The 10483-nt window shown below is 68.7% G+C and carries 16 protein-coding genes; 6 read left to right on the forward strand and 10 right to left on the reverse strand.

Annotated features, from left to right (window positions below):
• Positions 1-118: 118 nt before the first annotated feature.
• The gene (locus EBL85_RS15765; RefSeq protein WP_123143408.1) at positions 119-640 is read right to left on the reverse strand and encodes a TIGR02281 family clan AA aspartic protease; all 522 of its coding nucleotides are present in this window, start codon (positions 638-640) and stop codon (positions 119-121) included.
• A gap of 349 nt (positions 641-989) precedes the next feature.
• Here EBL85_RS15765 and EBL85_RS15770 point away from each other — a divergent pair, with 349 nt between their 5' ends.
• Positions 990-1331 carry a hypothetical protein gene (locus EBL85_RS15770; RefSeq protein WP_123143409.1) on the forward strand — a complete coding sequence of 114 codons (342 nt, stop codon included), beginning with the start codon at positions 990-992 and terminating at the stop codon, positions 1329-1331.
• 16 nt (positions 1332-1347) lie between these two features.
• Here the strand turns inward: EBL85_RS15770 and EBL85_RS15775 are convergent, their stop codons facing one another.
• The 5 genes from EBL85_RS15775 to EBL85_RS15790 all read right to left on the reverse strand — a co-directional run bounded on the left by EBL85_RS15775 (position 1348) and on the right by EBL85_RS15790 (position 3528).
• Entirely contained in the window at positions 1348-1716 is a 369-nt protein-coding gene (locus tag EBL85_RS15775; protein WP_123143410.1) for a hypothetical protein, read from the reverse strand.
• A gap of 3 nt (positions 1717-1719) precedes the next feature.
• Positions 1720-2043, reverse strand: a complete 324-nt coding sequence (locus tag EBL85_RS15780; protein ID WP_005224516.1) for a YMGG-like glycine zipper-containing protein — start codon at positions 2041-2043, stop codon at positions 1720-1722.
• 25 nt (positions 2044-2068) lie between these two features.
• Positions 2069-2353 (reverse strand): peptidoglycan-binding domain-containing protein, encoded by a 285-nt coding sequence (locus tag EBL85_RS15785; protein WP_123143411.1) that lies wholly within the window; start codon positions 2351-2353, stop codon positions 2069-2071.
• Between the two features lie 159 nt (positions 2354-2512).
• Positions 2513-2644 carry a hypothetical protein gene (locus tag EBL85_RS17570; RefSeq protein WP_255419405.1) on the reverse strand — a complete coding sequence of 44 codons (132 nt, stop codon included), beginning with the start codon at positions 2642-2644 and terminating at the stop codon, positions 2513-2515.
• 119 nt (positions 2645-2763) lie between these two features.
• Entirely contained in the window at positions 2764-3528 is a 765-nt protein-coding gene (locus EBL85_RS15790; protein ID WP_123143412.1) for a spermidine synthase, read from the reverse strand.
• 156 nt (positions 3529-3684) lie between these two features.
• Between EBL85_RS15790 and EBL85_RS15795 the strand changes: the two genes are divergently transcribed.
• Positions 3685-4626: a hypothetical protein gene (locus EBL85_RS15795; protein ID WP_123139564.1), complete on the forward strand. Its 942-nt coding sequence runs from the start codon at positions 3685-3687 to the stop codon at positions 4624-4626.
• A gap of 23 nt (positions 4627-4649) precedes the next feature.
• Positions 4650-5228, forward strand: coding sequence for a YqiA/YcfP family alpha/beta fold hydrolase (locus tag EBL85_RS15800; protein ID WP_123139565.1), 579 nt, complete (start codon positions 4650-4652; stop codon positions 5226-5228).
• A 17-nt stretch (positions 5229-5245) separates the two neighbouring features.
• Here EBL85_RS15800 and EBL85_RS15805 read toward each other — a convergent pair whose 3' ends face one another.
• Positions 5246-6445 carry a TraB/GumN family protein gene (locus tag EBL85_RS15805; protein ID WP_123143413.1) on the reverse strand — a complete coding sequence of 400 codons (1200 nt, stop codon included), beginning with the start codon at positions 6443-6445 and terminating at the stop codon, positions 5246-5248.
• A 301-nt stretch (positions 6446-6746) separates the two neighbouring features.
• On the opposite strand from EBL85_RS15805, the gene EBL85_RS15810 reads away from it, so the two are divergent.
• Complete coding sequence (locus EBL85_RS15810) at positions 6747-7193, forward strand: hypothetical protein (RefSeq protein WP_123139567.1); 447 nt, start codon at positions 6747-6749, stop codon at positions 7191-7193.
• Positions 7190-8251, forward strand: coding sequence for an AI-2E family transporter (locus tag EBL85_RS15815; RefSeq protein ID WP_123139568.1), 1062 nt, complete (start codon positions 7190-7192; stop codon positions 8249-8251). The genes EBL85_RS15810 and EBL85_RS15815 overlap by 4 nt, the downstream gene beginning before the upstream one ends.
• A 7-nt stretch (positions 8252-8258) precedes the next feature.
• On the opposite strand, the gene EBL85_RS15820 is transcribed toward EBL85_RS15815, so the two are convergent.
• A complete protein-coding gene (locus tag EBL85_RS15820) occupies positions 8259-8555 on the reverse strand; it encodes a hypothetical protein (RefSeq protein ID WP_123143414.1) in 297 nt (98 codons plus the stop codon).
• Positions 8556-8570: 15 nt separating this feature from the next.
• Here EBL85_RS15820 and EBL85_RS15825 point away from each other — a divergent pair, with 15 nt between their 5' ends.
• Positions 8571-8888: a DUF3301 domain-containing protein gene (locus EBL85_RS15825; RefSeq protein ID WP_123139570.1), complete on the forward strand. Its 318-nt coding sequence runs from the start codon at positions 8571-8573 to the stop codon at positions 8886-8888.
• A gap of 12 nt (positions 8889-8900) precedes the next feature.
• Here EBL85_RS15825 and EBL85_RS15830 read toward each other — a convergent pair whose 3' ends face one another.
• On the reverse strand, positions 8901-9362 hold the full coding sequence (locus tag EBL85_RS15830; RefSeq protein ID WP_123139604.1) for a ClpXP protease specificity-enhancing factor: 462 nt from the start codon (positions 9360-9362) through the stop codon (positions 8901-8903).
• Between the two features lie 213 nt (positions 9363-9575).
• Entirely contained in the window at positions 9576-10202 is a 627-nt protein-coding gene (sspA, locus tag EBL85_RS15835; RefSeq protein ID WP_025275053.1) for a stringent starvation protein SspA, read from the reverse strand.
• Positions 10203-10483: the final 281 nt, after the last annotated feature.

Genomic DNA, 10483 nt, shown 5'->3' on the forward strand with positions numbered 1-10483 from the left:
AGGCGCGCGGCCCCGGATTTCTTGCAGCTCGCGCTGCCGGCGCCGGGCTCTCCGACCGACGCGCGAACGAACACGTCGCCACTGACGGCGACGCCTCGGCAACAGGGGGCGTAGGGGATCAGCCCGACGCAGGCCTCAGGGTCAGGGTCTCGCCGCGCTGGACGAGTTCGAGGCGCTCGAGAAAGCTCATCCCCAGCAGCACCTCGTCTCCCGGCATGTTCGGCAGTACGGCGGCGCGCACGTCATGGGCGACCAGACCTCCGAGCTCGACGCGCGCCAGCCGCGTGCGCCATACCCGCACCTCGCCGTTGGCGGTGCGGCTGATCCCACCGGGGCGCAACTCCAGGCCCAGGCGACGCGCCAGTGCCAGCGGCAGGGCGACATCGGTGGCGCCGGTGTCGACCAGGAATCGCACCGGCTCACCGTCGATCCGGCCATCGGCGACATAGTGCCCGGCGCGATTGCGCTCGAGCACCACGCTCGGCACCCCGTCGGGGGCGACGAACACCCGCAGCGGCGGTGCTCGATCGCGATCGAGCAGATCATCGAACAGCCACGCCAACAGCCCGAGCGCGACGACCCAGGCGGCCAGCAGCATCGCCCGACCGATCCGGCGGGGGAGTTCCTCGGGGCGTGACATCGATATCTGACGACCTGGGGTGCGGGAGTCCGGATTTCACGGGCGCCTGGCCGACCGCCCCCGGTCGTGACCGGCAACGCGGATGCGCGAGCGCGGACACGAGCCGAAGCGCGCCCAGCCACGGTGCGCGCAGGGGCTCTCACCCCCGGCCAGCGGGGCGGGCAACCTGCACGATGCAGGTGACATCGCCCACTGACGCCGACACCACGGCGCCCATCTCGAATCGAGGGTGCCAAGCGGCGCGCCCAAAAGCAAGCGGGCCGCGACCGGCCACTGCACTATGCTGGACGCAGGACCGGCCGGACAGCCGTCGGGCCGGAATCGGCAACGCCGCCACGGAGATCCCGCCATGCCGCTGGAACCCCTGCATTACCGCATGATCGGCCAGGACGACTATGCCGTCGAGATCCGTATCGACGCCACTGGTGACTACCGCATCGAGAATGGCGACTACACCAGCCACGCCCCGCGTCGGGGCTGTCTCGACGAGACGCAGCGCGCGCGTCTGCAACGGCTGACGAGCGCCCTCGGCGCACCCGACGAACGTCCGGCGCCGACCGACACCTCGGGGTTCATCGTCGAGTTGAGCATCGGCGAGGGGGCGACCCAGCGACGCTACCGGGTCTGGGAGGGCGCGCTCGCCGAAGACCCCGAACTCGAGGCCCTGGTCCGCGCGCTCGAGGTGCTCTGAACCGAGCCTCGGGCGTTCAACCGAAACAGCGCTCCAACCCGATGCGCCAGTCCTCGACGAAGGTCTCGATCGACTCGACGAACTCCGGCTCGGGGTCGTGCCGCGCGATGGTGCAGTGGATCATCACCGCACCGCCATCGATCGTCTCGGTCAGGGTCCAGGCGAGCGCATTGGGGCACTCCGGCAGGGCGAAGCGCACACCGCCACGAAGACATTCGCGACGCACCAGGAACTGCCCCCACAGACAGTAGATCTCGCCCTCGGCGCCATCATGCCAGAGCACCCGGTCGATGCTGGCGCAACAGTCGGCGAGCTCGGCGATCCCGAGCCGTGACTGCAACGTCTGGGCCGTGAGCGCGACCCGCGCCAGGGCGAAACGCTCCATCCCCTAGTAACGCACGCAGCGCCCGCCGCGTCCCAGTGCCAGCCCCGGCGGACAGGGCTGCCCCTGATAGGGGCGCGGCCCATAGCGCGAGGGCGGCGGACGGCGCGAAGCGTTCTCGGCATCGATCAGATAGCCGCCGAGCGCGCCGGCACCGGCACCGATCAACGCACCCTTGCCGGCGTCGGCGCTCAACGAGCCGATCGCAGCGCCGGTGGCCGCCCCCATCAGCGCGCCGCCGGTGGTGGCGCGCCCGGGTTGGGTGGCGCAACCGGCCGAGAGGAATGAAGCGAGCAGGCACAGCGCCGCTGCACCGAATCGGATGGACATGGGACAACACCTCACAGAAGGACGATCAACGACGCATGTGTCGTCGTTGCATCAGATGACGCAGCCGCGCCACCGTGGCCTGGTTGAAGCGCCCGGTGACCGCCAGCCCGTGATGACGCTGGAAGCGCTTGATCGCCGAGCGGGTGGCCGGGCCGTAGATCCCGTCCGCCGGGCCGGGGGCATAGCCGAGTTCCTGGAGCGCGATCTGGCCGCGCTGGACGTTGAAGGGCGCGGCATGCAGCGGGGCGCTCAGCACCGCCAGACAGAGGATCGCGGAGATCAGGGCGAGACGTTTTGGAATACTGCGCATGGATTCCCTCGCGGTTCGGATGAACTGGATGGATGTATGCGTGGATCGAGTGACCCACCGGCATCGGCAGTCTAGCCGTCCCACCCCACCGATTGAAGCCGCCCGGGGCCAACCGCGCGTCCAGTGACGCGCGGTTGGCTCCTCAGCGCACCGCGCGTCCTACCTGGCCTTGCCGGTGAGCGAGCGCACCGTGCCAACCACGCGCGCCTGGAAATCACGCGCCCACTGCGGCTGCGGCCAGTTCCAGCCGATGACGATCCCGACGGCCAGGAGTAGCAGGACATACAACATGATGAAGACCTCCTCATCAACGAGATGCAAGAAAGTGGAACCAATACAACCATTCAGCAACCAGGGTTGTAGACCTGAGCCTAGCCCATAAGTGCCCGATTCGTTCCCGAGGCAGGCGCTCAAGCGATCGCCTGCAGATCGATACCGAGCGACTCCAGCAGCAGACCGGTGAGCGCGCCACCGAGCGCGCCGCCGAGCAGACCCGCCGGGACCTCGGCGAGAATCGCCTCGAAGGCCGCGCCGGGCGCGGCATGCAGCCCGGCGGTGGTACCGCCGACGATCCACACACTGGCGCCGACCACCGCGGCGATCAAGCCCGCCACCACTGGCGCCGACAGCCCGCCCGGCAGCCAGTCGGCGGCATGCGCCAACCGACGCACCGAGAACTGATAGATCGAGCCGACCAGCGCCACGACCCCGGCGGCGAGCGTGAACATCCCGACCTCGATCCCGCTCAGCCCGAGGAGCAGCGCCAGCACCGTCCCGGCGAGCAGACCGGCGAGCAGACCGCTGAAGGTCTGCGCCAGGGGGCGGGCACCGCTGCTGATGGCCCAGGCATAGAAACCGCCGGCCAGCACCCCGGCGAGACCGGCAAGGCCGGCGATCAAGGGCAGCTCGACCTGATGCCCGGTGGCGATCAGATAGGCGATCGAGGCCAGCACCCCGGCCATGGCCCCGGCCAGGGCCACCGGCATGGCGCTGTAGAAGGCCGAGGTGGTGGTGGCGGCAATGGTGGCGGCGATCAGCAGCGGCAGCCAGCCCGCAATCCCCAACCCGACCAGCAATTGATACAGGCCCGCGAACAGCGCACCGAACAGCGCACCGGCGAACCCCCAGACGAACAGCCCCATGAAGATGGCCGCGACCTTGTCCCTATGTTGCATTGATGCTCTCTCGACAGCATGGATCCAGGCGGCCCGGCAGCGGTAGCGAACCCGATTGCCGCCCCATGGCATCAGTCTAGACTCGGCAAGGGCTGACGGCGCGCAAGCTCTTCTCTACACTGCGCCCCATTCCGGTCATTTCGATCCCAGCGACGTATGTCCCAGACCATCGCCAACGGCACCAGACGCAAGATCGACGGCGACACCCGGGTGCACTACGACGGGTACTGGATCAAGTACTACGAACCACCCGCCGACACCCTCGAGACCAAGCGCCAGCTGATCCAGGCGCTGACTCGCAGGCTGTTCAACCACGTCGAGCACGGCATCAACATCCCCGGCGCCCGGCTCGACGAGGCGCGCGCGGCCTATGCCGCCGAATGCCATCCGGAGCGCAAGCGGGTCAACGGCGCAATGCTCGCCGGCGCCCTGTTCAACCGCGCCGCCGACATCTTCAGCTGTCTCGTCGAGCTCCAGGCCACCGGGGTGGAGATCGGCCCCGACAACAGCCTGATGCGCGAGTGCGGACAGTATCTGCTCGAGGCGCTCGAACTCGGCAAGATCGTCCGTCATCGCGGCGGCGACGAGGGGATCGACGAACTCTGGGGCGAGCCCTTCAAGGCCTTCTCGATGCCGATCGCCGCCTTCTACGAGAGCCGCTATGTCAAGATTGCCATGACCATGCGCGACATCGACCGCATCGCCGGGGCGATCAAGGATGGCTTCGCCGCCAGTCGTCAGCTCCCCGAGATCGCCGCGCCGGTCGATGCCCTGGCCGAGACGGCCAAGCGCAAGTGCGAGATCCTGCGCACCGACCCGACCATCTTCGACGTCTGGCCCGCCTTCGCCGTCGCCAGCGACCGACTCTGCGAACTCGAGCCCCAGCTCCCGACGAATGCCGGCACCCTGGCCATCCGCGAGGCGCTCGAGGGATCGCGGCTGCTGTGCGAAGGGGCCGAGCTGGTCCGCTTCATCGTCCGCGCCCGCGTGCCCATGCCCAAGAGCACGCGCGAGTACATCGAGCGCTGCGCCCAGTTCCGCCAGACCTTCTTCGGCCCGACCGCCGACGAACGCCAGAGCCCGCCCACCATCCGCTGACCCCGACCCGGAACCACCCCGCCATGCTCGTCTATCTCCACGGCCTCAACAGCTCCAGCCGCTCGTTCAAGGCCGGTTTCCTGCGCGAACACCTCGCCCCCCACCCGGTGCGGGCGATCGACTACCCGGCCCATCGCCCCGATGCCGCAATCGCCACCCTCGAGCGCTTCTTCGCCGGGCTCGACCATCCCTCCCCGGCGGTCGTCGGCAGCTCGATGGGGGGCTTCTACGGTCAGTATCTGGCGCGCCGCTTCCGCTTCTCGCACCTCTATCTGATCAACCCCGCGCTCACCCCCTGGGCCTTCTTCGACGACTATGCCGGCCAGACCCTGACCACCGCAGACGGCGAGCGCTATCAGGTCAGTCGCGAGCAGACCGAACAGACCCGGCGCTATGCCGTCGAGCAGCCCTGCGACGGGGTCCCGACCACGGTCTTCCTCGACCGCGGCGACGAGGTCATCGACCATCGCATCGCCGAACGTCTCTATGGCGAGTGCGGCGCCGGCGCCCGGGTGCGGGTCTGGGACGGCGGCGATCACGCCTTCCAGCACCTCGACGAAGCGGTGGCGCTGATCCGCGCCCAGCTCGACGCCGACGCCTGAGCCGGGCGCCGGCGCGCTCAGTGCGCCTCGACCAGCTGGCCGACGATACGCAGTCCGGCGATATAGGTACCGAGGGCCGAACCGAGCGAGCTGAGCAGGAACACCAGGAACACCCGCGCCACCCGGTTACGCCACCAGCCGCGCAGCGAGGCGACGTCGTCGCGCAGCCGGCTGAAGTCGCCGACGCTCGGCTTGCGCACCGACAACTCCACCGCGCCGGTGACCATGCCGGCGCCGATGGTCGGGTTGAGCGAGGTCAGCGGCGCGGCGACGAAGGCCGAGAGCACGGTCAGCGGGTGCGCGACGGCGACCAGGGCGCCGAGCGCCGAGAGCCCGCCGTTGATCACCACCCAGCTCACCACCAGTTCCCAGCCGAGTTCCGGGCTCATCGCGAAACCATAGCCGAAGCCGGCGAGGATCAGCGCCACCAGCACCCAGGGCAGGCGACGCGGCCAGGGGTTGGGAGGCGGCAACCGCTCAAGCTCGGCGGTCACCTTGTCGGGCGACTCGTCCTCCTCGGCCAGACAGCGCCCGATGCCGCGCAGGTGGCCGACACCGATCACCGCCAGCACCCGCTTGGCACCGGTGCGCTCGGCCTCGCGCCGCAGCTTGGCGGCCATGTAGCGATCGCGCTCCTCGATCAGCGGCTGGTAGAGATCGCGACGATCGGCGGCGAACTCGGCGAAGGTGGTCTCGAGCACATCGCCCTCCTTGAGCCGCTCGACCTCCTCCTCGGTGACCTGCTCGGAGGTCACCATCGCCGCGAGCAGCCCGGTGAACAGGGTATAGCGCCGCCACCAACCGAGATTGGCCGAGATCCGCCGCAGCGTCGTCCCGATCTCGCGGTCGATCAGCAGCACCGGCAGTTCGCGTTCATCGGCCAGACGCAGCGCCATGCGCTGCTCGGCGCCGGGCTCGATGCCGAACTGATCGGCGAGACGCTGCTGATAGGCCGAGAGCGCGAGATTGGCGACCACCATGTAGACCCGGTTCTGGCGGATCACCGAGAACAGGTCCATCCGTGACAGCGACTTGGGGTCGATCACCGCCTTGTAACGGCTGCGACAGAGTTCAACCGCAACGGCATCGTAGTCGCCGCTGCGAATCAGTCGACGCACCTGCTCGGCGCTCACCCGCGAGACGTGGGCGGTGCCGAGCAGGGTGTAGTGGACCCCGTCTCGGACGATTTCGTGATTGGGTTCGGCGATCTCGGGCATCAGGGGTTCACCGCGGACAGCAACAGAAAAGGACACCGCAGCCCCGTTCCTGGAGGACAGCGGCACGGAATCAGGCTCATTCGGTTCATGGCCGCGGACGTTGGCAGCCGCGGGTCGAGTCCCGCCGAACCAGGGTGCGCTCGGCGAACCGACGAACAGACGCGGCGAGCGGCGCGGACAGCGGCGACACATCCCGGTGTCGATGAGGGCCGGCATCATACCCCCCCGGTCGCGGATTGGTCGAACGCGCCCGATGGCTTATCATCGCTCGACGGTGCAGCACAGGAACCCCGGAGCCCACATGCAGCCTCGCTCATCGACCCCAGGTTTCGTCTCGCTGGTCCTCGCCGCCGTCGTGCTGGCGCTACTCGCCGGCGGTTGCGCCACGGTCGAGAGGGACAAGCGCAACAACAGCCTGCAGGCGGCCACCTACCGCTATCACACCGCCATCCGCTGGAGCTATTTCGATACCGCTTACGGCATGCTCGACCCCGAGCTGCGCGCCGAGGCGCCGATGCCCGATCTCTCCGGCGTCCGCGTCACCGGCTACGAAGTGATACGCCCGCTCAACCTGCCCGATGAGGACACCGCCAACCAGCTGGTGCTCATCGACTACCTGCACGAGGACACCCAGGTGCTGCGCCAGGTCAGCGACGCCCAGACCTGGCGCTGGGATGCCGAGCGTGAGACCTGGTGGCTGCACACCGGGCTGCCGCAGTTCGAGCTGCCGGCAGCGCGCGAGCGATGAGCGAGGAGATCGGCTTCAGCTCGGCAGCCCGGCTGCTGCTGGTCGCCGGCGCCTTCGTGGTGGTCATCGCCGGGATGCAGGCGGCCTCGTCGCTGATCGCCCCCTTCCTGCTCGCGGTGTTCATCGCGGTGATCGCCAGCCCGCCGCTCGGCTATCTGCGCCGCCGCGGCCTGCCCAACGGGCTGGCGTTGGTGGCGGTGATGCTCGGGCTGGTCGGGGTCGGCAGCATCGCCGGGGTGCTGGTGGCAGGCTCCCTCGGCGGCTTCGAGGCGAGCCTGCCGGAGTACCAGGAGCGGCTCAAGCAGCTCACCGGCGAACTGGTCGGCTGGCTCGACGGCATCGGTATCCACACCTCGCGCGAGGCGCTGCAGACCTATATCGACCCGGCGCGCGCGCTCGGCTTCGCCGGCGAGCTGATCTCCGGGCTGAGCGGCGCGCTGACCAATACCTTCCTGATCCTGCTCACCGTGGTCTTCATCCTGCTCGAGGCCACCAACCTGCCGGCCAAGCTCACCCTCGCGCTCAAGACCCCGGAGGCCTCGATCGCGCGGCTCAAGCACGTGCTCGACAGCGTCAATCACTACATGGGGCTGAAAACCGTCACCAGCCTCGGCACCGGCTTCGCGGTCTGGGTGTGGCTGGCGATCCTCGGGGTGGACTTCGCGGTGTTGTGGGCGGCGGTGGCCTTCCTGCTCAACTTCGTGCCGACCATCGGCTCGATCCTCGCCGCGATCCCGGCGGTGCTGCTGGCGCTGGTCCAGCTCGACCTGCAGAGCGCGCTGCTGGTGGCGCTCGGCTATGTGTCCATCAACACCCTGGTCGGCAACATCCTCGAGCCCCGGATCATGGGCCGCGGACTCGGGCTCTCGACCCTGGTGGTGTTCGTCTCACTGGTGTTCTGGGGCTGGGTGCTGGGGCCGGTCGGCATGTTCCTCTCGGTGCCGCTGACGATGTCGCTGAAGATCGCGCTCGACGCCACCCCGCAGACCCGACCGATCGCGATCCTGCTCGGCCCCGAGGTCACCACCGGCGACACCCGCGAGGCGCACGCAGAATGAGGATCGGTCAATCGTCGCAACGCCATTGGCGCGCACAGCGCCACTCGGTCTCCACCAGCGCCGTCAAGCGCTCGACCGAACGCTGCTGCGACGCCGTCAGCCCGTGCCCCAGACGCCGCAGCGCTGGCAGCCCGGCGCGCGCCTCGGCGACGCGGGCCGCGGCGAGATCGGCGCGGATCTCGACCATCAGGGCATGCAGCGCGCGCAGCTGCGCGGCATCGGCGGGCGCGCCCGGATCACCGCCGCCACAGCCGGACAACAGCACGGCGAGCAGCAACGGCCAGCAGCGCCGGAGCGGCGCCATCACGGGAATCGGGGGATGAGCGAGGAGCTGTTGGCGATCCTGCTGCTCGCCGCGCTCGCCGGGCTTTGGGCCGATGGTCTGCGCGCCCGCGAGCGAGCACTTGTCCTGTGCGATCGCGGCTGCGCCCAGCGCGACCTGCAGCTGCTCGACCAGACGGTCGCGCTGCGCCGGATCGGATTGAGCTGGGGCGCCGGCGGGGTGCGACTGCGCCGGGTCTATCGCTTCGAGTTCAGCGAGGAAGGGACCGGACGGCGCAGCGGCTATCTGGTGTTGCGCGGGATCGCGCTGGAGGAGCTGAGCTTCGGCCTGCCGGCGCGCAGCGAGGACGCCTGAACGCAAGTCGCGTTACTTGACGACCTTGAGGGTCGGGCCGCCCTTGCTCCTGGCCGGACGCGACGGCGCCTCATCGCGCGCACCCTCGCCACTCTCGACCGGACGCAGTGTCGGACCGCTCTCGACCGGGAGCTCGTCGTCGAGCAGCAGGTCCTCCTCGGGGGCATCGGGCTCCGGGAACACCATGCCCTGACCGTTCTCGCGGGTGAAGATGCCGATCACCGCCTCGGCCGGGATCAGCAGATCGCGGGCAACGCCACCGAAACGGGCGTTGAACTCGATCCACTCGTTGCCGATCAGCAGGTTACGGGTTGCCGAGGGCGAGATGTTGAGCACCAGGCGGCCATCCTCGGCGAACTCCGTGGGGACGCGCATGCCCGGGTAGCTGACGTCGACGACCAGGTGCGGGGTCATGTCGTTGTCGAGGATCCACTCGTGGATGGCGCGGATCAGATAGGGTTTGGTCGAGGTCATCATAGCGGTCTGGTGTTGGAGGTCTGGGCGATCCGGGAAGGCCTGGATCGGCGGCGCCTGACGCACGGAATGGTGTTCCGGCACACCGCACACGGCACTCACCGGCCAAGCCCGGACGAGACGCTCAGTGTAGCGACGCGCCCGGACCGCCTACAAGAGTAGCAGCCGCCGCCATGCCGGGGCGACTCGGGGACCGACGGTCGGCTCAGCCCGCTAGGCGGCCATTTCCTTCTCGGCGTCGCTGAGGCTCTGACGGAAGGCGTCGGTGGAGAAGATCCGCTTCATGTAGGCGCGGATCGGCGCGCACTGCGCCGGGAGCTCGATGCCGAGACGCGGCAGACGCCACAGCAGCGGTGCCACGCAGCAGTCGACGATGGAGAACTCCTCGCTCATGAAGTAGGGATGGGCACCGAACACCGGGGCGGTCACGATCAGGCTCTCGAGCAGCTCCTTGCGAGCCTGCGCCGCTTCCTTCTGATCGCCCATGGCGATGCGCCGCATCAGCGCGTACCAGTCGCGGTCGATGCGATACATGAACAGACGCGCATTGGCCCGCGAGACCGGATCGACCGGCAGCAGCGGCGGATGCGGGAAACGTTCGTCGAGATACTCCATGATGATCTGCGACTCGTAGAGGCGCAGGTCACGATCGACCAGGGTCGGGACCGTACCATAGGGGTTGAAGTCCATGACCTCGTCGGGCAGATCGTGGGCGTCGACGTCGACCACGTCAACGCTGATTCCCTTCTCGGCGAGAACCATTCTCACCCGATGGCAATAAGGACAAACAGGATCCGAATATAGCGTCATCACAGCTCGTCTGCTCGCAGCCACTGCCATTCTTCCCTTCTCCAGCGCGTCGGCTGAGCCCGGCAGGGCTCCAAAGAGTCAAGACCGCCAGCCTACCCTGGCAGCGGCACCACCAGCCTCGCGCGAAAACCGCGCCATGCGCGCGCATCTACGCGACACCGTCATGTCGAGCCCGCACGCCTTGGCCATGCCTGGAGGGCGGACACCAACCCGGAGAGTATACTCTGACCCGGCTTTCACCGGGGTGTTTTTTCACCCACACCCCCTCGACAAGGCACCCCGGGCATGCTAGGCCGACCCAAACGACGAGG

The sequence above is a fragment of the Marichromatium sp. AB32 genome (assembly GCF_003718675.1).
GTDB classification, from domain to species: domain Bacteria; phylum Pseudomonadota; class Gammaproteobacteria; order Chromatiales; family Chromatiaceae; genus Marichromatium; species Marichromatium gracile.